This is a genomic window from Flagellimonas cixiensis (assembly GCF_042134615.1).
Classification (GTDB): domain Bacteria; phylum Bacteroidota; class Bacteroidia; order Flavobacteriales; family Flavobacteriaceae; genus Flagellimonas; species Flagellimonas cixiensis.
In genome coordinates this window covers 1-23,001 of sequence record NZ_CP169639.1, presented here as the reverse complement: position 1 = coordinate 23,001, position 23,001 = coordinate 1, and the positions used below count along the sequence as shown (strand labels likewise).

The 23,001-nt window shown below is 40.6% G+C and carries 22 protein-coding genes; 8 read left to right on the top strand and 14 right to left on the bottom strand.

Annotated elements, in window-relative coordinates; all coding sequences use genetic code 11:
- The first annotated feature begins 10 nt into the window (after positions 1 to 10).
- A complete protein-coding gene (hisS, locus tag ABT310_RS00110) occupies positions 11 to 1,399 on the top strand; it encodes a histidine--tRNA ligase (protein WP_375324740.1) in 1,389 nt (462 codons plus the stop codon).
- On the opposite strand, the gene ABT310_RS00105 is transcribed toward hisS, so the two are convergent.
- Both ABT310_RS00105 and ABT310_RS00100 read right to left on the bottom strand, forming a co-directional pair.
- Positions 1,383 to 1,931: an NUDIX domain-containing protein gene (locus ABT310_RS00105; protein ID WP_375324739.1), complete on the bottom strand. Its 549-nt coding sequence runs from the start codon at positions 1,929 to 1,931 to the stop codon at positions 1,383 to 1,385. The two genes, hisS and ABT310_RS00105, sit on opposite strands and share 17 nt — an antisense overlap.
- Before the next feature lie 423 nt (positions 1,932 to 2,354).
- The gene (locus tag ABT310_RS00100; protein ID WP_375324738.1) at positions 2,355 to 3,443 is read right to left on the bottom strand and encodes a M42 family metallopeptidase; all 1,089 of its coding nucleotides are present in this window, start codon (positions 3,441 to 3,443) and stop codon (positions 2,355 to 2,357) included.
- A 102-nt stretch (positions 3,444 to 3,545) separates the two neighbouring features.
- On the opposite strand from ABT310_RS00100, the gene ABT310_RS00095 reads away from it, so the two are divergent.
- The gene (locus ABT310_RS00095) at positions 3,546 to 4,250 is read left to right on the top strand and encodes a DUF4294 domain-containing protein (protein ID WP_375324737.1); all 705 of its coding nucleotides are present in this window, start codon (positions 3,546 to 3,548) and stop codon (positions 4,248 to 4,250) included.
- On the opposite strand, the gene ABT310_RS00090 is transcribed toward ABT310_RS00095, so the two are convergent.
- Positions 4,247 to 4,483: a DUF6095 family protein gene (locus ABT310_RS00090; protein WP_375324736.1), complete on the bottom strand. Its 237-nt coding sequence runs from the start codon at positions 4,481 to 4,483 to the stop codon at positions 4,247 to 4,249. The two genes, ABT310_RS00095 and ABT310_RS00090, sit on opposite strands and share 4 nt — an antisense overlap.
- Before the next feature lie 56 nt (positions 4,484 to 4,539).
- Between ABT310_RS00090 and ABT310_RS00085 the strand changes: the two genes are divergently transcribed.
- Complete coding sequence (locus tag ABT310_RS00085; protein WP_375324735.1) at positions 4,540 to 5,859, top strand: GntP family permease; 1,320 nt, start codon at positions 4,540 to 4,542, stop codon at positions 5,857 to 5,859.
- A 2-nt stretch (positions 5,860 to 5,861) separates the two neighbouring features.
- Here the strand turns inward: ABT310_RS00085 and ABT310_RS00080 are convergent, their stop codons facing one another.
- From ABT310_RS00080 to ABT310_RS00070, 3 genes are all read right to left on the bottom strand, one after another.
- Positions 5,862 to 6,755: a DUF4249 family protein gene (locus tag ABT310_RS00080; protein ID WP_375324734.1), complete on the bottom strand. Its 894-nt coding sequence runs from the start codon at positions 6,753 to 6,755 to the stop codon at positions 5,862 to 5,864.
- 4 nt (positions 6,756 to 6,759) lie between these two features.
- On the bottom strand, positions 6,760 to 9,135 hold the full coding sequence (locus ABT310_RS00075; RefSeq protein WP_375324733.1) for a carboxypeptidase-like regulatory domain-containing protein: 2,376 nt from the start codon (positions 9,133 to 9,135) through the stop codon (positions 6,760 to 6,762).
- Positions 9,136 to 9,266: 131 nt separating this feature from the next.
- Positions 9,267 to 11,483, bottom strand: a complete 2,217-nt coding sequence (locus tag ABT310_RS00070) for an NADP-dependent isocitrate dehydrogenase (protein ID WP_375324732.1) — start codon at positions 11,481 to 11,483, stop codon at positions 9,267 to 9,269.
- 39 nt (positions 11,484 to 11,522) lie between these two features.
- Between ABT310_RS00070 and ABT310_RS00065 the strand changes: the two genes are divergently transcribed.
- Positions 11,523 to 11,723: a hypothetical protein gene (locus ABT310_RS00065; RefSeq protein ID WP_375324731.1), complete on the top strand. Its 201-nt coding sequence runs from the start codon at positions 11,523 to 11,525 to the stop codon at positions 11,721 to 11,723.
- 388 nt (positions 11,724 to 12,111) lie between these two features.
- On the opposite strand, the gene rplS is transcribed toward ABT310_RS00065, so the two are convergent.
- From rplS to ABT310_RS00040, 5 genes are all read right to left on the bottom strand, one after another.
- Positions 12,112 to 12,462, bottom strand: coding sequence for a 50S ribosomal protein L19 (rplS, locus tag ABT310_RS00060; protein WP_090295430.1), 351 nt, complete (start codon positions 12,460 to 12,462; stop codon positions 12,112 to 12,114).
- Positions 12,463 to 12,599: 137 nt separating this feature from the next.
- Positions 12,600 to 13,274 carry a tRNA (guanosine(37)-N1)-methyltransferase TrmD gene (trmD, locus tag ABT310_RS00055; protein ID WP_375324730.1) on the bottom strand — a complete coding sequence of 225 codons (675 nt, stop codon included), beginning with the start codon at positions 13,272 to 13,274 and terminating at the stop codon, positions 12,600 to 12,602.
- Between the two features lie 99 nt (positions 13,275 to 13,373).
- Positions 13,374 to 13,976 carry a tRNA (guanine-N1)-methyltransferase gene (locus ABT310_RS00050; protein WP_375324729.1) on the bottom strand — a complete coding sequence of 201 codons (603 nt, stop codon included), beginning with the start codon at positions 13,974 to 13,976 and terminating at the stop codon, positions 13,374 to 13,376.
- Positions 13,977 to 14,082: 106 nt separating this feature from the next.
- The gene (locus ABT310_RS00045) at positions 14,083 to 15,531 is read right to left on the bottom strand and encodes a glyceraldehyde-3-phosphate dehydrogenase (protein ID WP_375324728.1); all 1,449 of its coding nucleotides are present in this window, start codon (positions 15,529 to 15,531) and stop codon (positions 14,083 to 14,085) included.
- Positions 15,532 to 15,660: 129 nt separating this feature from the next.
- Entirely contained in the window at positions 15,661 to 17,052 is a 1,392-nt protein-coding gene (locus tag ABT310_RS00040) for a trypsin-like peptidase domain-containing protein (protein ID WP_375324727.1), read from the bottom strand.
- 134 nt (positions 17,053 to 17,186) lie between these two features.
- Between ABT310_RS00040 and dapF the strand changes: the two genes are divergently transcribed.
- The 4 genes from dapF (at position 17,187) to ABT310_RS00020 (ending at position 20,327) form a co-directional block, all read left to right on the top strand.
- Positions 17,187 to 17,969: a diaminopimelate epimerase gene (dapF, locus tag ABT310_RS00035; protein WP_375324726.1), complete on the top strand. Its 783-nt coding sequence runs from the start codon at positions 17,187 to 17,189 to the stop codon at positions 17,967 to 17,969.
- Positions 17,957 to 18,490, top strand: a complete 534-nt coding sequence (locus ABT310_RS00030) for a GNAT family N-acetyltransferase (protein ID WP_375324725.1) — start codon at positions 17,957 to 17,959, stop codon at positions 18,488 to 18,490. The genes dapF and ABT310_RS00030 overlap by 13 nt, the downstream gene beginning before the upstream one ends.
- A complete protein-coding gene (gene mltG, locus ABT310_RS00025) occupies positions 18,480 to 19,523 on the top strand; it encodes an endolytic transglycosylase MltG (protein ID WP_375324724.1) in 1,044 nt (347 codons plus the stop codon). Before ABT310_RS00030 ends, mltG begins: the two co-directional genes overlap by 11 nt.
- Before the next feature lie 159 nt (positions 19,524 to 19,682).
- Positions 19,683 to 20,327 (top strand): hypothetical protein, encoded by a 645-nt coding sequence (locus ABT310_RS00020; RefSeq protein ID WP_375324723.1) that lies wholly within the window; start codon positions 19,683 to 19,685, stop codon positions 20,325 to 20,327.
- 50 nt (positions 20,328 to 20,377) lie between these two features.
- Here the strand turns inward: ABT310_RS00020 and ABT310_RS00015 are convergent, their stop codons facing one another.
- From ABT310_RS00015 to dnaA, 3 genes are read right to left on the bottom strand one after another with little or no spacing between them, the layout of a single operon-like run.
- The gene (locus tag ABT310_RS00015; RefSeq protein ID WP_375324722.1) at positions 20,378 to 21,106 is read right to left on the bottom strand and encodes an SAM-dependent methyltransferase; all 729 of its coding nucleotides are present in this window, start codon (positions 21,104 to 21,106) and stop codon (positions 20,378 to 20,380) included.
- A gap of 4 nt (positions 21,107 to 21,110) precedes the next feature.
- On the bottom strand, positions 21,111 to 21,563 hold the full coding sequence (locus ABT310_RS00010; protein WP_375324721.1) for a low molecular weight protein-tyrosine-phosphatase: 453 nt from the start codon (positions 21,561 to 21,563) through the stop codon (positions 21,111 to 21,113).
- A gap of 13 nt (positions 21,564 to 21,576) precedes the next feature.
- Entirely contained in the window at positions 21,577 to 23,001 is a 1,425-nt protein-coding gene (dnaA, locus tag ABT310_RS00005) for a chromosomal replication initiator protein DnaA (RefSeq protein ID WP_375324720.1), read from the bottom strand.

The window sequence follows — 23,001 nt, the reverse complement described above, 5'->3', positions numbered from 1 at the left end:
TTTACACTACATGGCACAAAAACCATCCATACCTAAAGGAACACGAGATTTTTCACCTGCAGAGGTGGCCAAGCGCAACTATATCATCCAAACCATAAAAAAGCATTTTGAAACCTTTGGTTTTATGCCCATCGAGACCCCGTCTTTTGAAAATTCGGAGACCTTAATGGGAAAATATGGCGATGAAGGCGACCGGTTGATTTTTAAAATCTTGAATTCCGGGGATTTTATCTCTAAGGTGGACGACGTAACCTATAGTTCTAAAAATTCAGCATCCCTAACTCCGAAGATTTCAGAAAAGGCTTTGCGTTACGACCTCACGGTGCCTTTTGCCCGTTATGTGGTAATGCACCAGAACGAAATTGATTTCCCATTCAAAAGATATCAGATTCAACCTGTTTGGCGTGCCGACCGTCCCCAAAAAGGACGTTTTCGTGAGTTTTACCAGTGTGATGCGGATGTAGTGGGCGCCAATGGTCTGTTGCAAGAAGTAGAGTTTGTGCAACTCTACGATGCTGTTTTCACCGATTTGGGTTTGAAAGGAACTACCATTAAAATCAACAACCGTAAAATACTTTCTGGAATTGCGGAAGTTATCGGTGCCAAACATTTATTGGTCGATTTTACGGTGGCATTGGACAAGTTGGACAAAATAGGCGAGGAGAAAGTAAAGGCAGAAATGCTGGAAAAGGGAATTTCCGAAGCAGCCATTACCAAAGCGCAACCTTTGTTCGAAATGACTGGTACCGCAGCAGAACAATTGGAAAAACTAAAATCCATTCTCGCTGATTCCGAAGTTGGAATGCTTGGTGTGGCGGAAATGGAAGAAATTATCACCACGGTTGATATTCTAGGTCTTCAATCCGCCAAATTGCAATTGGACGTTACTTTAGCCCGTGGATTGAATTATTACACAGGTGCCATATTTGAAGTGGCTGCTCCAGAGGGTGTTAAAATGGGTTCTATCGGCGGTGGTGGACGTTACGATGACCTTACCGGTATTTTTGGACTCAAGGATGTAAGTGGGGTTGGTATTTCTTTCGGATTGGACCGAATTTATCTGGTTTTGGAAGAATTAAACCTATTCCCGGATAGTTTGGACACTTCGTTGGATGTGTTGTGTCTTAATTTTGGAAAACAAGAAGGTTTGGCCTCTTTAAAATTGGTTTCAGCGCTAAGAAAGGCTGGTTTACGTGCCGATTTGTATCCTACCGATGCCAAAATGCAGAAGCAATTCAAATATGCAGATAAAAGAGGCGTGCCTTATACCATTCTTTTGGGCGAACAAGAATTGGCCAATGGTAATTTTGTGGTAAAAAATATGAAAACTGGAGATCAAAAAGCGTTTCCTTTGGATGATGCAACTTCTTTCGCAGATAGCATCAAATCCGCTTTTTAATTTCCTTTACTATCGTTTTATAATAAGTTGGGCCATGAGGCACATATTTGGCCGAATTGGCCAATCCCCAAGTTTCTTCCGCGAATTTAAATAGTGGGATTACATCCAATGCTTCTACTTCACTTGCTTGTTTGGTCAAATTTTGAACCGAGGTATTCAACTTACACAAAAAGATATGGTGCAGTTCGGCATCAATAAAATCATCTGCAATTTTATGAATTGCCTTAAAGGTGCCGATAGGTTCTAAATCCTCCTCACTAACCGAATAACCAACTTCTTCTTTGACTTCGCGGACTGCTGCTGATTTTATATCTTCTCCAGCCCCGATATGTCCAGCTACGGAAACATCCCAAAGTAAAGGATGCGTGTCCTTGTTTTTGGCCCGTTGTTGTATTAAAACTCGTCCATCTGGGGTATAGAGCCATACATGAATGGTAGGATGGAGCAATCCCTTTTGGTGTGCTTCAGATTTTAAACAGGTTTTTCCTGTTCGATTGCCGTCATTATCCAAAATATCCACTAACTCGTCCATAGTTCCCTAAAGATAAGAAAATGAAACATCGAGTGCGGTTGAGATGGGATATAATTTCTAAACCCTAATTGGTTTGAATTTCATTGTAGATGTCATTCTGAAGGAGGGAAACGACTGAAGAATCTAATTTACAGCAGAGATTCTTCACAGCCCCTTCGACTCCCTGCCAGCCACAGGCGGGGCTCAGGGTGACAGTTCTGAATAACAGGTGCCTTTGTCATTCCTGCGGAAGCAGGAATCCACATATATGAGACCCTGAAACCAGTTCAGGGTGACGGATTGAATCAAAAAAAGCACAACGCACCAATAAAGTTTGTTGTGCTTTTCATTTTATTTTAAAATGGTCATTTCGAAATGAGAAACTTTGTTTCAATTGAGAAATCTCATATTTAGAATTCTCACATGCATTCGAAATGACAGGGCTTAATCAAAATAACTAAACGTTTCCCCCTCTTTAATGTTCAATAAGGTTTGGTAGATTAAACGAATTACGTTCTCCACATCATCTTTATGAACGGTTTCAACTGTGGTGTGCATATAGCGTAACGGCAATGAAATCAAAGCAGAGGCCACACCTCCATTGCTATAGGCAAATGCGTCTGTATCCGTTCCAGTGTAACGCGATGAGGCATTTCGTTGGAAAGGAATTTCGTTTGCTTCAGCAGTTTCCAAGATTCGCTCACGCAATTTGTTCTGCACGGCAGGCGCGTAAGAAATCACAGGACCAGCACCGATTTTGGTTTCACCCTCAGTCTTTTTATTGATCATTGGGGTAGTGGTGTCGTGGCACACATCGGTTACAATGGCCACGTTGGGTTTAATGGTCTGAGTGATCATTTCAGCACCTCTAAGTCCAATTTCTTCTTGAACGGAGTTAGTGATGTACAACCCGAAAGGAAGCTCTTTTTTGTTCTCTTTCAACAAACGGGCCACTTCGGCAATCATAAAACCACCCATTCGGTTGTCCAAAGCACGACAAACAAACTTGTCCTTGTTCAAAATATAGAATTGGTCTGGGTAGGTAATCACACATCCAACGTGAACGCCCATTTTTTCCACTTCTTCCTTGTCCTTGGCACCTATATCAATAAAAATATTGTCCAATTTTGGCGATTCTTCCTTGGCTTTGTCCCGAGTGTGGATGGCTGGCCATCCGAAAACACCTTTCACAATACCATTTTTGGTGTGGATATCGACCCATTTGGAAGGTGCAATTTGATGGTCGCTACCCCCATTTCTAATCACATACAACAATCCTTCGTCGGTAATATAGTTCACATACCAAGAAATTTCATCGGAATGCCCTTCGATAACCACTTTGTATTTTGCTTCTGGATTGATTACCGCTACAGCAGTGCCATAGGTATCCGTAATAAATTCGTCCACGTAAGGTTTTATGTAGTCCATCCAAATTTTCTGACCTTCCCATTCGTACCCAGTAGGAGATGGGTTGTTAAGGTATTTCTCTAAAAATTCCAGGGACTTTTCGTTGATGATTTTATCTTTTGCCATGTGTTATATTTAATAAGCAAACTTAAGAATATTCACTTTTATTTAATAACCAAATCATACCATTATATTTACATTTGGCAAGACTTTTGAACAAAAAACAACATGTTTCGCACAGGTATTTTTGTAGCTCTCCTACTTATTTCCTTCCATGGTCGAGCCCAGGTTAAGGAAAACGATTCTTTGTTTGTGCCCAAGGATTCGGTAGAGGAGTATTATGTGCGGTTTGAAGGAGATTCCGTTTTGTTGAGTTCCATTGAGCTTGATGAGGTCTATATTTTTGGAGAACTGAATTTTGCGGATAAAAAAGAGAGGCTTCGTTATTTAATTCTGCGTAGAAAAACGCTAAAGGTGTATCCGTATGCCAAGCTGGCTGCCGAACGTTTGGTAGAATTGAATGATAGTCTACAACACATAACTAAACGTCGACATCAAAAAAAATATACCAGAAAGGTTCAAAAATATATTGAAGGAGAGTTTTCCGATGAACTTAAAAAGCTCACCCGTACCGAAGGACAGATATTGGTTAAATTGATCCACAGACAAACGGGGACAACGGCGTTTGATTTGGTAAAGGAATTGCGAAGCGGATGGCGAGCGTTTTGGTACAACACCACTGCCAGCATGTTTAAAATTAGTTTGAAGGAAGAATTTTTACCCGAAACCGTTCACGAAGACTATTTGATAGAGGATATTCTACAGCGTGCTTTCGCAGCCAATAAATTAAAACGTCAAAAATCGGTTTTGGATTACGATTATGCCCAGTTGACCAATAAATGGAAGAGCAATCCACCCCCTAAAGAAGATTAATTTTCATTCTTTTTCCCAAATAGGGCCTCCATTACAATCCCAACGGACCTGAACCCTAAATAAATGGCCAAAATGGCACAGATGATACCGAGAATTAGCACGGGCCAGTAAAAAGGGTGCCCCTCATTTTTAAATGCTTCGTAGATTAAAAACGGGCCCATAAACATGGCCAAAACGGTAAAACCGAACGATTTAATGCCTTTTACCAATAGATCTTTGTCAGTTCGCCTCATAGGACCAAAGTAGGAATATTAGCTTATATTTAAAGGGTAAAGCACAAAAATTAACCATGGAACTACTCATTCTGGTAGCGGTGGTCGCATTTATTGTAATCGCTACCGTAAAATTTAAAATGCACCCCATTTTTTCTTTGACCATTGCAGCCATAGCCTCTGGTTTTTTATTGGGATTGTCACCACAAGAGATCATGACCACTATCGGAGATGGATTCGGCAAAACCTTATCTGGAATAGGTTTGGTGATTGCTTTTGGAACTGTAATCGGAATCTATTTGGAAAAAACAGGCAGTACACAGGTGCTCGCCAATAGCATTTTAAAAGTGATTGGTTTAAAACGTTCCCCTTTGGCCATCAATTTGGCTGGGTTTGTTATTTCCATCCCCGTATATTGCGATTCAGGTTATATTATTCTTTCATCCTTAAATAGGGCCATCAGTAAAAAAACAGGAATTCCAGCTTTGGTTTTTGCTATTGCCTTGGCCACAGGATTGTATTCAGCCCACGTATTTGTACCACCAACCCCCGGACCTCTGGCGGCAGCGGCCATTTTAGATGCTGATTTGGGTCTGGTCTTGATTTTGGGACTGTCCGTTGCTATTCCTGTTTCTATTGCTGGATACGTTTGGGCTCGTTTTATTGGAAAGTCTTTGAAGGAAGATGAAACCAAGGAAGAAGCAGAGGTAAAGGAGGAAGTTATCTCTAAAGTAAAACCCTTGAATGCATTTTTACCTTTGTTGGTCCCGATTGTACTTATCGCGTTGAAATCTTTGGTGAATTATCCCACACACCCTTTGGGTGAAGGCTGGGTATTCAAGACCTTTGATTTTTTAGGAAGCCCTATTATTGCTTTGTTAATGGGAGTGTTCTTTGCATTTTCTTTGGGTAGGGGATTTACTTCGGAAGAAAAACAAGGATGGGTAGCGGAGGCCTTTAAGCAGGCGGGAGCCATTGTTCTGATTACGGGTGCCGGAGGTGCTTTTGGCGCTATTTTACGTACTATGGACGTGGCTTCCATCATCAATTTGGAATCAAGTACAGGATTAGGTGGCTTATTGATTGCATTTTTGATTTCAGCCGTGTTAAAAACAGCCCAGGGCTCATCAACGGTTGCCATTATTACTACATCAGCCATAATAGCGCCTCTTTTGGAAACTTTTGGTTTGGTATCTATTACAGACAAAGCATTGGCAGTATTGGCCATTGGAGCGGGAGCGATGACGGTTTCCCATATTAATGACAGTTACTTTTGGGTGGTTTCCCAATTTTCCAACATCAATGTAAAAACAGCTTTAAGAGGGCATACCCTTGGCACTCTGTTTCAAGGAATTGTTGGTATTTTGATGGTTATTGTTTTGTATTTAATCCTTTAGGATTATTCAATCAATAAGGAGCTGGTGTATTCTTGCACCACACCAAAATAACCTAGGGCGTATCCATTAGTTTCAGCATCCTTCGGCAAAACTTCTTCATTGCCCAACTCCGTAATATCAAAAACATTTCCCTTTACGGTGGCCACTGGTGTTTGAAAAACGCCGCCATTATTATTGGTTTGTTGTAGTACCAATCCCAAAAAATCATAATACTCTTTGGTGGCACCCATAATGCTTACGGTAATTTCTTGCCCAGCTTCCAATTGGTCATCATAGAAGTATGAAAACTCAAATTGCTGACCTTTAAAGAAAGTGTCTTCCACTACTTGGTATTCATTGTTCATAAAGTCAAAAACAAAGTAGTTGTCCTCATTGGGAGCATCAGTGAAAGTTACAATCACCTCTGTTTCATCGTCGCCGAACAAATTACTATCCCCTTGTTCCAAATTGTCAATGGGAACCGTTGGTGCATATTGCGTTTGGGCATAATATCGTTTGCCTTCATGGGAAAATTGAAGAATAAATGTCACACCAGGTTCCGCAGCATTGGTGGGAATGCGTTGGTCGGTGCCAAAGTTGGCATCTGGAACATAAACACCAGTGCCAGGTGCTTCTTCTGTTAATTGAGACGTAGTTACAGATTCGAATATATTGTTTTCGTTCAAGGTTCCGTAATAGATAACGGCATTCTCCACTTGGGCTGGTTGATTTTCTTCAAAGAAATTGCTGGTTTCTCTCATGGTCAACCGGACGTCAATATATTCTTCATCCGTATCAACCCGTAAAAGGCCATCGACCACCAAACGCGTCTCGACCTCTGGTAAATCCACCTCAATAACATCCTCGCATGATACAAGGAACACAAACATCAGAAAGTAAAACAATTCTTTTTGCATCACACTAAAATTTAAAATTGTAGGTTACAGATGGGATAATTCCGAAAATAGAAGTTCGGATAGCCTCGTTTCTTCCGGTATCTTCATTTTCCCTAAAATTAATCGAAGCGGCATTTTTTCGACCATACAGGTTGTAGATGCTGAACACCCACTCAGATTGCACTTTCTTTCTTTTGTTTCGCTTTGGCGTAAGCACTGCTGAAATATCCATACGGTGGTACGCGGGCAGTCGCTCTTTGTTGCGCAACCCGTAATAGGGCACTTGTAAGCCCTCATATTCAAATTGACCAATGGGGTAATTTGTCGGTTGCCCTGTTTGGTAGATGAAATTCGCATTGAATTTCCACTTTTCGTTCAAATTGAAGCTGCCATTAATGGCAAGGTCATGGGTTTTGTCGTAAGGAGTATTGTACCATTGCCCTAAATTGATTCCTGTTTCTTGTTGAGTTCTGCCAGGTGTGCGTTGTTCCGACTTTGAAAGGGTGTAGGACAACCATCCTTTAAACCGCCCACTGTTCTTTCTAAAAAGAAACTCCAGTCCATAGGCTCTCGCCTGACCGTTTAAAATTATTTGTTCAACAGCATTGTTGGCTATCAGATTTGCCCCGTCGATGTAATCAATCCTGTTTTGGATGTCCTTGTAAAATGCTTCGGTTTCGAAGGTGTAATCTCCTTGTTTTAGGTTTCTGAAATAGCCCACGGCATATTGATCCAACAATTGAGGCTTTACAAAGGGGCCACTGGGTGTCCAAACATCCAAAGGAGTAGGGGAGCTAGTGTTTGAAAGTAGATGAAGGTATTGCGATAATCGGGTATAGCTTGCCTTAATGGAATTGTTTTCCTTAAAGGTGTAGGACATACTGATTCTAGGCTCAACATTAAAATATGCCTTCATGGAGCCGCCGCGACCAGGATTGATTGTGTCGATGGGCACTCCTTCACGGTACACTTGGGCAGAAGGGTCAAATACTACGGGGCTATCGTTTTGATACTCGTAAAACTCATCCTGTCCCAAACGGTTAAAATGACTTAGTCTTACTCCATATTCCATGCTGAGATTGTTCGTGATCTCATGCTCAATATCCACATATATAGCATTCTCGTTCGCGTATTTTTTGGTGAGCTGTTCCTCCACAATGCCCGAATCTGGGCTGTTTGGGATAATTTTCCCGGGATTGAAAACGTAGTAGATACTGTTCAACCCATAATTCAACTGCAATTTATTGTTGAGATAGTGTTTTAGGTCATATTTTACATTGAAGTTTTGAATGCCTGAATCCCATTCAAATCCCACAAAATCAAGTTCTAAACCATAAAAATAATCGGAATAAATCAAGGAGAGGTTAGAGAAAAGTCTATCGGAAAACAAATGGTTCCATCTAAAATTACCTACCGCATTTCCATAGACATTTACAAACCTGTCGCTGATGTTGAACAGATCACGACCAAAGTATCCAGATAGGTAAATACTGTTGTTTTCGTTGATTTTGTGGTTAATTTTGGTGTTGAGGTCATAGAAATAGGCCTTGTTTTCTTCGCCGGCCAATGCCAAGAACAAATGGGCATAGGAAGCCCTGCCTCCAATCAAAAAGGCTGTTTTGTCTTTTTGAATGGGTCCTTCAACCAAAAGTCTACTTGCCACGGCCCCTATTCCGCCATTTACTTTAATTTCTTTACTGTTTCCTTCTTTTTGAAAAATCTCCAAAACGGAAGATACCCTGCCGCCATATCGCGATGGGATACCTCCTTTGAATAATTTTACATCTTTTATAGCGTCGGGATTAAAAACGGAAAAGAACCCAAATAGGTGGGAGGAGTTGTACACTGTGGCCTCATCCAAAAGAATCAAGTTTTGGTCTGCTGCACCCCCTCTAACATTGAATCCTGATGAAGCTTCCCCACCGTTACTTACTCCGGGTAATAATGTCAAGGATTTTATGACATCTGCTTCCCCCAATACCACAGGGATTTCCTTAATGGTTTGGGCACCCAAAGTATTCACGCTCATTTGCGGTTTTCGGATATCCAACTTTTCCACATCATCCACTAGAACCACTTCTTCAAGCTGCTCGGTTTTTTCGGTTAGTTGGTAATCTTTTTTGAGGTTGCCTTGTAAATCAATGGTTTCTACAATTTCTTGAAAACCGAGATAGCTCACCACGATTCTGTATTGCCCTTTGGGCAAAGTAATGGAGTAAAAACCATATTCGTTGGTAATGGCGCCGGTATTGAGTTCGGGAATTACAATGGAAACCCCGATTAAGGTCTCGTTACTGGCTTCTTCGGAAATGGTACCGCTCAGTGTGAATTTTTCTTGGGCATGAAGCATAAAAAAATGCCCAATAAAGGCAAGGAATACAACAAGGTATTTATGAGACATTTGATTGATGTGTTTATTCTCAATTCAAAAATACTAGTAAGAATGCTTTTATGGATAGAATAGGAGCAAAAAAATAGTGGAACTTGATGAAATCGAGCCCCACTATTTTTAAAATGACTTTTTAGTCTTGATTATTCCATGGCATCAAGAATCGCATTCAAAGTCGCACTTGGTCGCATGGCTTTGGATGCCAATACAGGGTCAGGTAGGTAATAACCTCCTATGTTCACAGGTGAACCTTGTGCATCTATTAATTCTTGAGCGATTTTTTCTTCGTTGGAAGACATGGCTTCATAAACTTTTCCGAAAATAGCTTTCAATTCTGCATCTTCGTCTTGCTTGGCCAATTGCTCGGCCCAGTATAAGGAAAGGTAAAAGTGACTTCCTCTTGTATCCAATTCGTTTACTTTTCTTGAAGGGGATTTGTCCTTGTTCAAGAATTCTTCAGTGGCTTTATCCAACGCATCGGCCAATACCTGCGCCTTTTTGTTATTGTTCTTTTCACTGAAAAACTCCAAAGATACGGCAAGGGCCAAGAATTCGCCCAAGGAATCCCAACGCAAGTGACCTTCTTCCAAGAATTGCTCTACGTGCTTTGGAGCGGAACCACCAGCACCTGTTTCAAACAATCCACCACCGTTCATCAAAGGAACAATGGACAACATTTTTGCACTGGTTCCCACTTCCAAAATCGGGAATAGGTCGGTCAAGTAATCACGCAATACGTTTCCAGAAACTGAAATGGTATCTTTTCCTTCTTTCATGCGCTTTAAGGTGAATTTTGTCGCCTCAATCGGAGAAAGTATTCTGATATCCAATCCAGCAGTATCGTGGTCTTTTAGGTACACGTTTACTTTCTTGATCAATTCTGCATCGTGTGCTCTTTCCTCATCCAACCAGAAAATGGCTGGCGTATCGGTAGCTCTAGCTCTGGAAACGGCCAATTTAACCCAATCCTGAACGGGAGCATCTTTTACTTGGCACATTCTCCAAATATCTCCTTCTTCAACGGCGTGCTCAATCAAAGTTTCACCGGCGGCATTCACCACTTTCACGGTACCTGCAGTTTCAATTTCGAAAGTTTTATCGTGAGAACCGTATTCTTCTGCTTTTTGGGCCATCAAACCAACATTGGGAACTGTTCCCATGGTTGTTGGGTCGAATGCACCATTTTCTTTACAAAAATCGATGGTGGCTTGGTACACACCTGAATAGCTACTATCTGGAATAATAGCTTTGGTGTCTTGCAATTCGCCATTTTTGTCCCACATTTTACCCGAGTTTCTGATCATAGCAGGCATGGAGGCATCGATGATCACATCACTTGGTACGTGAAGGTTGGTGATGCCTTTGTCGGAATTCACCATGGCCAAATCTGGTCCGTTATCGATGCTGGCTTTGATTGCAGCTTCTATTTCTTTGTGTTCAGCTTCAGGAAGTTCACCAATTTTGTCCAAAAGGGTCTCTAGACCGTTGTTTGGGTTGATGCCCAATTTTTGGAAAGTGTCTCCGTAATTTTTAAACAATTCAGCGAAGTATACTTCCAAGGCATGTCCGAAGATAATAGGGTCTGAAACCTTCATCATAGTTGCTTTAAAATGCAAGGAAAGCAAAAGTCCTTTTTCTCTTGCATCTGCAATCTCCTTGGTCAAGAATTCCACCAATGCTTTTTTGCTCATTACGGTCGCATCGATGATTTCTCCTTTTTTCAAAGCAAGTCCATCTTTTAAAATGGTAGTACCGCCATTGCCTTCCAAAACAATTTTCACAGTGTCTGCATCGGCAAGGGTAACGGATTTTTCATTGGATTTAAAATCTCCGTGTGACATGGTGGCCACATGTGTTCTGGAATCCGAGGACCAAGCTCCCATGGAATGTGGGTGCGCTTTGGCATAATTTTTCACGGCTTTTGGCGCTCTACGGTCAGAGTTACCTTCACGCAATACCGGATTTACAGCACTTCCCTTTACTTTGTCGTATTTCGCCTTGATGGTTTTTTCCTCATCGGTTTTTGGCTCATCTGGGTAATCGGGCAGGTTATAGCCTTTCTGTTGTAATTCTTTAATGGCTTCTTTCAACTGAGGAATAGAAGCACTGATATTTGGCAATTTGATAATGTTTGCCTCGGGGGTCTTGGCGAGTTCACCCAAGATGGATAGGTCGTCTGAAACTTTTTGGTCGTCGGTCAACAATTCAGGAAAAATTGCTGCGATTCTGCCAGCCAATGAAATGTCTTTGGTCTCAACGGCGATGTTGGCAGTTTCAGTAAACGATTTAACAATTGGTAAGAAAGATAATGTCGCTAAGGCGGGAGCCTCATCTGTTTTGGTATAATAAAGTTTAGCCATTTATATGTATTTGTTTGAGCGGTTGCAAATATACGATTTATGGACGGTGAAGAACGAATGGAAGTGACTAAAAGTAATGGTTTTGAGGGGGATTTTGTTAAAAAACAAAAGCCATATCTATGTTTGCACTTAGATATGGCTTTCAGAATAGGATCAAGTTTTCTTCGTATTGTTACAAAACCAAACAATCTATTGATTGCCCTTGAACCCTTTCGACGTTTACTTTGCTATGGATTTTAATCTCTCAACTAAACTGCATTCTGCAAAGTTATTCCGATGAATTCCTAAATTTTATCAAGACAGAAAATTGCTCTTCTATCCGCACATAAAATCTAATATTTCTCCTTGAATTTGACCTAAATCTCCTTCAGCTTGAAATTCCTTTTGTGATTAGTAGTGTTACCAATTAAAAGGGAATCCACGGTTTTAAAGAACGTCAACTTTAAAGACAAACACTGTGTGATGGTATCACAATCATATTTGTTCAACTAATATACGACAAAGTTGTTGGTTTGTAAAGCTTTTTAACATATTAAAAATCAACAGGATATGAACCTTGATTATTAACAATTGTTCATAAAAAAAGCACCCTAATTTGGGTGCTTTTTTATTTCGTTTGAAAGGATGTTTATCCTCTAACTTCTTTAATACGGGCCTTTTTACCGGTAAGACCTCTAAAGTAGAAGATTCTAGATCTACGTACTTTACCTTTTTTGTTTACTTCGATTCTTTGCAAAGCCGGCATGTTTACTGGGAAAATTCTCTCCACACCAACAGTTCCTGACATTTTGCGAATGGTGAAAGTTTCAGTGGCACCGCTACCTCTTCTTTGGATTACAACTCCCCTAAAGAACTGGGTACGTGTTTTTTCACCTTCCTTAATTTCGTAATACACGGTGATGGTGTCACCTGCAGAAAATTTTGGAAATTCTTTTTTTGGAACAAATTCGTCTTCAACAAATTTTATTAAGGATTCCATCTCTTTGTTTTTTAGCGTTTTATACAGAACCAACTTTCACGTATCTCGTCAGAGGTTGATTTTGAGATTGCAAAAGTAATATAATATTTATTTTGGACAAGATGTTTTTTAGCTTTTTAGCGCTTCATCCCACTTTTTTACTCCAGTAAGTCAGGTCTACGCGCCTTGGTACGTTCCAAAGCTTGTTCTTCACGCCATTTTTCAATCTTCGGGAAATTACCGCTCAATAAGATGTCGGGTACTTCTAATCCTTTATATTCAGCAGGCCGTGTATAAACCGGTGGTGCCAATAAATTATCTTGAAAAGTGTCAGTCAACGCGGAGGTTTCATCGTTCAAAACGCCGGGAATCAATCGAATCACCGCATCGCAAACCACGGCTGCCGCTAACTCACCGCCGGACAATACATAATCCCCAATAGAAATCTCCTTGGTTACATGCATATCTCTAACGCGTTGGTCTACCCCTTTATAATGTCCGCAAAGTATAATGATGTTTTCTTTTAAAGACAATCCATTGGCTATGCTTTGGTTCAAGGTATTCCCATCTGGAGTCATATAAATGACATCATCATAGGCTCGCTCGGATTTGAGTTGGGAAATACACTTGTCAATGGGTTCAATCATCATCACCATACCGGCACCGCCACCAAATTGGTAATCGTCCACTTGTTTGTATTTGTTGGAGGTGTAATCCCTCAAATTATGAAAGTGTACCTCCACCAATCCTTTTTCGATGGCTCGTTTTAAAATAGAGGCCTCAAAAGGACTTTTTAAAAGTTCGGGCAGTACGGTAATAATGTCAATCCGCATGATTGGGCATTAAAAATTAGTATAATGCGGCAAAAGTAAGCAAAGCTTGGGCAATTTGAGGCAAAAAGAAAGGCTTCCGTTGGGAAGCCTTGTCTTGGATTACTTTTTTTGTTTGTTTAGCTCGTCCTGTAATTGGCGACTTATTTTTTGTTCACGCTCCAACGCCCTACGACGGTGGTTTTCATATTCCTCTTCCAAATCGGCCAAGGCGGACTTGGCTTGTTGGGTAAGGAAGTTACTGTTTCTAAAACGGTAAATGAAAAACAACAAAAGAATCAGCAATCCAAAAATAATGGACCACAATATAAAGTTGTAGGTGCCTTTACTTATCAAGGCTCCAAAGAACGAAATACTATCTTTTTCCTCGGTTACGGAATTTAATTTATTGGTGGTTTCCTGAAGCTTACCGTTTAAATCTTCAATTTCAGCCTCATTGGCTGTAATGGTATTTGTTAGGTCTTTAATGGTTTTATTATTGTTGTCAAGGGAGTCAAAAATGTTGTTTTTGACCTCGTACAATTCAGACAATTTGATGACCTCATAACGAATACCGTTGGCCCTGTAATTTCCCGATTTTCGTTCCAGTTCCTCAAACTGTCCCTTTAGGGAATTATCGGTGGCCTCGGATTCTTCCTCTTGGGCAAAAACCATACCCATTTGAGCAAGTAGGAATACTGTGAATAAAACGCGTAAATGCTTCATGTTCAATAATGTTCTCGTGTTAAATTTAGATTAAGGGTAGGGCGAAATTACACTAATATACCTAAATTCAAAAGAAATTGAGCCTACCAAAGTAACTCACCCACTATTAATAGTAGGTATAACGCCTTACCTTGGAAATATATTTTGCCAACCGAATAACTTGGTGCGAATACCCGTATTCATTATCGTACCATATATAAAGCACCACACTTTTACCATCGGCAGATACAATGGTGGCCTTGCTATCGTAAATGGATGGGGCTGTGGCACCTACAATATCTGAAGAAACCAACTCGTTGCTCAATGAATATTTGATTTGCTCCACCAAATCCCCTTCAAGGGCATATTTTTTTAAAATGGTATTTAAACTTTCTACCGAGGTTTTGTTTTTCACCTCTAGGTTTAAAATTGCCAACGACCCATTGGGAACAGGAACACGAATAGCGTTTGATGTCAATTTTCCTTTGAGAGATGGCAATGCCTTAGCTACGGCCGAACCTGCCCCGGTTTCTGTAATGACCATATTTACTGCGGCTGCACGACCTCTACGATATTTCTTGTGCATGTTGTCCACCAAGTTTTGATCGTTGGTGTAGGCATGAATGGTTTCCAAATGCCCTTTTTTAATCCCCAAAGAATCTTCAATCACCTTTAAAATAGGGGTAATGGCATTGGTAGTGCAAGATGCTGCCGAATAGATTTTTGTTTTATCTGGATTGTATTGGGTTTGATTTACGCCATGCACAATATTGGGAACTTCCTTTCCAGGGGCAGTAAGCAAAACTTTACTGGCGCCTTTGGCCTCCAAGTGTCTTGATAATGCAGCTTTATCCCGAAAAGCTCCAGTATTGTCGATAATTAGGGCATTGAAAATTCCATGTTTGGTATAGTCTATCTGTTCGGGTTTTTCTGCACTGATAAATTTAACTGTGGTACCATTAATCAATAAGGCATCGTTTGCGGCATCTACTTCAACAGTTCCTGTAAAAGGTCCGTGCACCGAGTCGGTTTTGAGCAATGCAGCTCTTTTATCTAAGATTTCTTCATTGATTTCACCCCGAACCACAATTGCACGTAATCGAAGTTGGCTTCCTCTCCCCGTTTTGGCCATGAGTTCACGAGCCACTAGTCGACCAATTCGGCCAAATCCATACAGCACCACATCTTTAGGTTTGATGGCTTTCGATGCATGAGCATCTTTCAACTTCTCAATAACAAAGGCCTTTACATTAAGACTGGTGTTGTCATCGGAATGGTATTCATAGGTCAACTTACCAATATCCAACTTGGCAGGAGGGAGGTTGATGTCGTTGATGGCCCTTAAAATTTCTACCGAATCAAAAATAGAGATGGGTTTTTGGACAAATTCCCCAGCATATTCGTGCAGGTTAATGATGTCCGAAACATTTTTGTCAATGATTTGATTTTTGAAAAGCACAACCTCAATGGCTTTGTCGTACCAAAGGTCGCTGATGATTTTAATAAATTCTGTAGTAGCTTTTCTACGGTCTGCCTGAAAGGCAAGTTCCTTTTCGTAGGACTTGATTTCACTCATGGGTTAAGATTGCGATTGTAAAGTTAATTTTGCGGCTAAATTATATATTTCAAACGTTTTCGTAAAAGATATTCGTACAAAAAAAGCGCCTTTTTAAAAGACGCTTTTAAGTGTTTTTTTGGCACTTTTCTATTGTAGAATCATGTGTTCTTTTTCACCATTTTCGTTGATCATGGTAAAACTTGTTCTTCCGTATCGCTCGATTTCACCAAAGTAACGTTTGGCATCATCGATATTGTTTATTTTTTTACCATCAACTTCCACGATAACCTTGTTTTCCAATCCATATCTGCTATAGGTTTCGGGAACATTGGTAATTTTCACTCCATTTGTAACCCCAAACTTCTTCTTGTCTTGTTTGGTAAGATTCTTCACCGTGAAATAGGTGTTTGGTAATCGTACGCTATTCTGTTTTTTCAGGGTTACATTTTTAACCATGGATGTGCCATCGCGGTCCACGGTTACATTCACTACCTCCCCTGGTCTTTTAGAGGACAAGTATCCAGCTAGCTCCGAATACTTACGGATTTTAATATCATCAATTTGCTTGATAATGTCACCTTCTTGAAGACCAGCGGCCTCTGCTCCAGATTCTTCTTCTACACCGGCGACGTACACACCATCCAATTCATTCAAACCTCTTTCAATAGCACCTGGGGAATTGACATTGGCAATGGAGATCCCCAGAAGTCCTTTTTGAACATTCCCAAATTCCATAATATCCTCCACAACCTTTTTGGCAATGTTACTCGGTACGGCAAAAGCATACCCCACAAAGGAACCTGTTTGGGAAGTGATGGCGGTGTTGATACCGATTAAATCTCCGTTCGTATTTACCAAGGCACCACCACTGTTTCCAGGGTTTACCGCTGCATCAGTTTGAATAAAGGACTGACTGTTGCCCAAAGACCTTGCCTTTGCACTCACAATTCCTGCCGTTACCGTTGATGTCAAGTTGAACGGATTACCAACGGCCAAGACCCATTCTCCAATTTTGGTATTATCCGAATCCCCAAATGCCAAATAGGGCATATCTTCGTCAGCTTCAATTTTTAAAAGGGCAATATCCGATTCTGGGTCGGTGCCCACTACTTCTGCTTCGTAAGATTTGTTATTGTTCAGCACCACTTCCAATTGCGTGGAATTGGCAATTACGTGGTTGTTGGTCACAATATATCCATCTGGCGAAATAATCACTCCAGAACCTGTACCTACTTGAGGGGTTTGTTGACGTTCAAATCCGTAAAAGAAATCGGAAAGGCTTCTAGGACCTTTGCTCAAGGACATGCTTTTTACGTGGACCACTGAATTCACCGTTTTCTCGGCCGCTAAAGTAAAATCGACTTCATTGATGCCGGCACCCTTGGCCGAGGTCGGCATAACACTGGTGCTGATTACGGGGGATTCTTCCGTTGCTGTGATTAATTTATAGTTGTCTTTCTCAAAAAAAAGTTTGTAAGCTCCTAATGTAATGGCTCCCGCAAACAGGGAAACCAAGAATAAATTGGCTATTTTCTTCATAATTCAATAATTATTTAACAATTAGCTTTAACAAAATTAGAGGTTTTGATTTTTCTACTGATGCGGTTTAACGCTGTTTTAACTGCAAAAAAAACCTTAAAGAATCCCATATATTTGTTCCTTTGTAAATAGTTATGAAACTAGAGTTTTTCAAATATCAAGGAACAGGGAACGATTTTGTCATTATCGACAATCGTCAAGCTATATTCCCCAAAAACGATACCAAATTGGTGGCATCCCTGTGCGACCGAAGATTTGGCATTGGAGCGGATGGATTGATGCTGCTTGAAAATGACGAAACGTCAGATTTTAAGATGATATATTATAATGCGGATGGGGCCCAAAGTAGTATGTGTGGCAATGGCGGAAGATGTTTGGTGGCCTTTGCCCACTATTTAGGTGTGGTTGGCGAAACATGCACATTCAATGCTGTTGATGGTTTGCACGAAGCTACCATTGAAGGTGATATTGTAAAACTAAAAATGATAGATGTGGATGAGGTACATGAAATGCCGAACCACAGTTTTTTGGATACCGGTTCTCCCCATCACGTGCAATTGGTGAAGGATTTATCTCATTTTGATGTGCAAAAGGAAGGGAAACGACTTCGCTATGGTTTGTATGGTGAATCGGGAAGCAATATCAATTTTGTGGAGCAAGAAGAGGGGGATGTGTTTCAAGTGAGAACCTACGAAAGGGGAGTGGAAGGTGAGACCTATTCTTGCGGAACTGGCGTCACTGCTGTTGCCTTGGCCATGCATGAATCTGGTAAAACTGCAAGCTCTGAAGTCCATATTAAAACCTTGGGTGGAGATTTAACCATTAGTTTTGAGAAATCAGGCGATAAATACATCAATGTTTTTCTAAAAGGACCAGCCATTCAAGTGTTTAAAGGAGAAGTGGAATGTTCAATTTAAAAGGAGAACATATTTATTTAAGGGCATTGGAGCCCACGGATTTGGATTTTCTGTATCAATTGGAAAATGACACTTCTGTTTGGGAGGTCAGTGGCACCCTTAAACCTTATTCCAAAAAAGTATTGCAACTGTATTTGGATAATGCCCACCGTGATATTTATGAGGTAAAACAGCTTCGGTTGTGCATTTGCAATCATTCAGACGAATGTGTTGGGTTGATAGATTTGTTTGATTTTGACCCCAAACATGGTCGTGCGGGGATTGGAATTGTGATTTCCGACCCTAATGATAGAAATAAAGGTCAGGGAGCAGAAGCTTTGGCTTTAATGTGTGAATATGCATTTTCGGTGCTCGATTTGCACCAGATTTATGCGAATATCCTCGAGGATAATAAAGCAAGTATCCATCTTTTTGAAAAATACGGTTTTGAAAAAACAGGCGTTAAAAAGGAGTGGGTAAGAACCAGCGAAGGGTTCAAAAACGAAATACTATATCAAAAGATAAAATCGAATGTATCTTAAAAAAGTACTTTGGGCAACTGCCATTTTGGGATTATTGGTTGCGGGCTTTATGGCTTACAAAATCTACGACGCCATTTTCAGTCCCAATACCCAGTTTAATAATTCGGAAGCCTATGTTTATATACCCACCAATGCAACGTTTTCAGAGGTGAAATCTTCCTTGGAACCTTTGTTGAAGAATATTTCCACCTTTGAATCAGTGGCTGACCGTAAAGGATATTCCACCAATATTAAAGCCGGAAAATATGCCATCAAAAAGGGGATGAACAACAACGACATCATCAACACCCTTCGGAGCAATAATATTCCTGTGCAGGTAACTTTCAACAATCAAGAATCCCTACCGGAATTGGCTGGAAGGATTTCAGGACAAATAGAGGCAGATAGTATTTCCCTATTGGCGGCCTTTAACAATCCAGATTTTTTAAGTGAGACCAAGTTTGATGAAGATTCTAAATTGGGAATGTATTTGCCCAATACTTACGAGTTTTTCTGGAATACCCAAGCAGAGGCTTTTCGGGATAGAATGTTGAAGGAGTATCAACGTTTTTGGAATGATGAGCGTTTGCAAAAGGCCAAAAACTTAGGTATGACGCCAAATGAAGTGATTTCCTTGGCGGCCATAGTTCAAAAGGAAACCGTAAAAATTGATGAAAGACCAAGGGTGGCAGGCGTTTATTTAAACAGGTTAAGGGATGGTTGGCCTTTGGAGGCAGACCCCACCGTTATTTATGCCATTAAAAAGGAAACAGGAAATTACGACACCATAATAAAAAGGGTTTTGTACCGTGATTTGGAAATGGATTCACCATATAACACCTATAAAAACCGAGGCGTCCCACCAGGACCGATTACCATGCCCGATATCTCATCCATCGATGCCGTTTTGAACCCGGAAAAGCATGAATATTTCTTTTTTGTGGCAGATGTTTCCAACTTCGGATATCACATGTTTGCCAAATCTTTGGCGCAACACAACCGAAATAAAGTGCAGTACACCCGATGGCTGAACGAACAAAAAGTACTCAGATAGTGCTGTTTGGCGTTAATTTTCAACCATTTAACGGATTTTAAGCCACATTTAAGAAAACCTTAGGAACTTTACCCGACCCATTAACCTAAATCCACCTACATTTGCCGGCCAAATTGATTTTTGATACGTATATGTATTGAGATCACAAATATGAACATTATGAAAAGATGGATAGGTTTTATACTACATCTTGCCATGATTGTAGTTTTAACAAGTTTTGGTACTTATACCATCACTAAGAAAAAGCTGTCAGAAGTTCCTGATTTTCTTAAAGTAGAAGAGAACTTGGAGCTTTTTGCACCTCAAGATTCCATCGCAGGAATTGTTGAAGAAGAACTAACTCCCCCCTTTCTTGGTAAAAAATTCTACGGATTTAAAGAAGCATTGGCTTTTAAAGAATCCCAAGGAAGATATCATGTAGTAAACACATTAGGTTATTTAGGAAAATACCAGTTCGGCAGTAGCACACTTCATTTGATGGGAGTGTACGACATCGACAGTTTTTTGGATGACCCAGAACTACAGGAAAAAGTATTCGAGACCAATATTGCTCGAAACAAATGGATTTTGCGTAGAGACATTAAACGTTTTAACGGAAAAACCATCGGGGGAATCAAAGTGACTGAATCCGGAATTATCGCTGCCGCGCATTTGGCAGGAGCCGGAAACGTTAAAAAATATCTACGATCTTACGGTAAAGAAGATGTAACAGATGCTTATGGTAGTAATATTTCCTACTATTTAAAAAAGTTTGGAGGCTACGATATTTCCAATATTGAACAAAAGCGAAACGCTAAGGTTTAATGAGTTAACAGCTGTAAAATGAATTCAAGCCCGATTTATTCGGGCTTTTTTTATGCCTGAATAATATAAATGGTAGGTCTTTTGTCCAAATCCACCTCAATTTCACTCCACTCATGAACGCTTTTGGTGCTGATAAACTCTGTTGGCAATGTAATGTCACAAGCAATGCACAGCTTGGTATTGTTCTGAAGGGTGCGTAGCAAGTCTTTGAGAAATTTATTATTGCGATAAGGAGTTTCCATAAAAATTTGGGATTGTCCTTTTTCCCGTGATAACTTTTCCAATTGTTTCACCGTTTTCTTGCGTTCGGCATTATCGATGGGTAAATAGCCATTAAATGCAAAATTTTGACCGTTCATTCCACTGCTCATCATGGCCATCAAAATAGAGGAGGGACCAACCAGCGGCACTACCTGAATACGTTTTTCGTGCGCCACTTTTACTACCGAGGCTCCCGGGTCTGCAATGCCGGGACATCCCGCTTCAGATAAAATCCCAACATCAAACCCGTGAATACAAGGATCTAAAAAAGCTGGAATATCTTCAAGGTTGGTGTATTTATTTAGGGTTTGAATATGAAGGTCGGGCTGGGATTTGCTCGGACTCACTCTTTTAATGAATCGGCGTGCTGTCTTTTCATTTTCAACAATATAATGGTCTATCCTTTCAATGTTCCCTTTTACGGAGAGGGGCAGTACCTCCAAGGGGGCATTGTCTCCAAGTGTTGTGGGAATCAAGTAAAGTTTGCCCACTACCAGACTAGGTTTGTCCTGTTCCATAGGCTTAATTTACCTTTTTTGCAATTGCCTCACAAGCCTCATCGATCATTTGATAGACTTTTTCAAACCCATCAACACCACCATAATAAGGGTCGGGTACTTCGGTGATTCCCAAATTAACTTCGCTGAGTAATAATTTTACCTTTTGCAGTTCACTTTCCGAACTTGCCAAACTGGAAACGTTCGACAAATTGCTGCGGTCCATCACATAAATGTGGTCGAACTCCTGAAAATCTTTTGAGGTGAACTTTCTGCATTTTTGAAAACTGATGTCCAATCCATACTTGCGGGCCACATCAATAGATCTTGAATCTGGTGGGTTGCCCACATGATATCCGGCTGTTCCTGCAGAATCGACAAAAACAGTAGTAGAATCTACTTTGGATTTTAAAATACCTTCTGCCAATGGTGACCTGCAAATGTTGCCCAAGCAGACCATCAAAACTTTGGTTTTCATAAAATTGAAGGGATTAACTGAACTTTTTGCTCAAGTCTTCGATATACTTTCTAAACTGCTTATCGGTTTCGGCAAGGTTGTCCACTGTTTTACAAGCATGCAGTACTGTGGCATGGTCGCGTTTTCCAATTTGGGAACCGATACTGGCCAAAGATGCCTTGGTGAACTTTTTAGCAAAGAACATGGCCAATTGGCGAGCTTGTACAATGTGGCGCTTACGGGTTTTTGACTGCAAGGTGGCCACGTCCATTTCAAAATAATCGGATACCACTTTTTGAATGTAGTCGATGGAAACCTCTCGTTTGGTATTTTTTACAAACTTCTCTACCACCTGTTGAGCCAATTCCAAGGTTACCTCACGTTTGTTGAAAGAAGATTGTGCAATCAATGAGATGATGGCGCCTTCCAACTCACGAATGTTGGTCTTGATATTTTTGGCCACATGGTCCACAATTTCCTCTGGCATTTCAACCCCATCCCTGTACAATTTGTTTTTAAGGATGGAAACACGGGTTTCGTAATCCGGACTTTGCAACTCGGCAGAAAGACCCCATTTAAAACGGGATAACAAACGCTGCTCAATATCCTGCATATCCACAGGAGCTTTGTCCGAGGTTAAAATTACCTGCTTACCATTTTGGTGTAAGTGATTGAAAATATGGAAAAATACATCTTGGGTTCCAGATTTACCGGACAGAAACTGTACATCATCAATAATAAGTACATCAATCAACTGGTAAAAATGGATAAAATCGTTTCTGGTATTCTTTTTTACCGACTCAATATATTGTTGGGTAAATTTTTCCGCAGAAATATAAAGAACTGTTTTTTCAGGGTATTTGTCCTTTATTTCAACACCAATGGCATGTGCCAAGTGGGTTTTTCCCAAGCCAACCCCACCAAAAACCAATAATGGGTTAAAAGAAGTTCCCCCGGGTTTGTTGGCCACGGCCATACCCGCAGAGCGAGCCAAACGGTTGGAATCTCCTTCCAAGAAATTATCGAAATTATAGTTGGGATTTAATTGGGATTCTATTTTGATGTTTCGGATACCGGGAATCACAAAAGGATTCTTAAGTTCCGGGCTTTTGGAGGTGATTGGCACATCCAATTCTTGTGGACCTACCGCTGTACGGTTTGAACTTGGAATCTGTTCGGTGAACGGTTCTTTGTTCCCGTACTTGTTCTCCATTTTTATAATGTAAATCAGCTTGGCATTGGTTCCCAGTTCACGGGTCAATGCAACCTTTAAAAGCTTAACGTAATGTTCCTCGAGCCATTCGTAGAAAAACTTGCTGGGCACTTGAATGCTCAATGCCTTATCGGTGAGCTTAATAGGCTTGATAGGTTCAAACCATGTTTTGAATGCCTGCGGTTGGATGTTATCCTGGATAAAAGCCAAACAATTGTTCCATACGGAATTAGCAGTGACACTCAT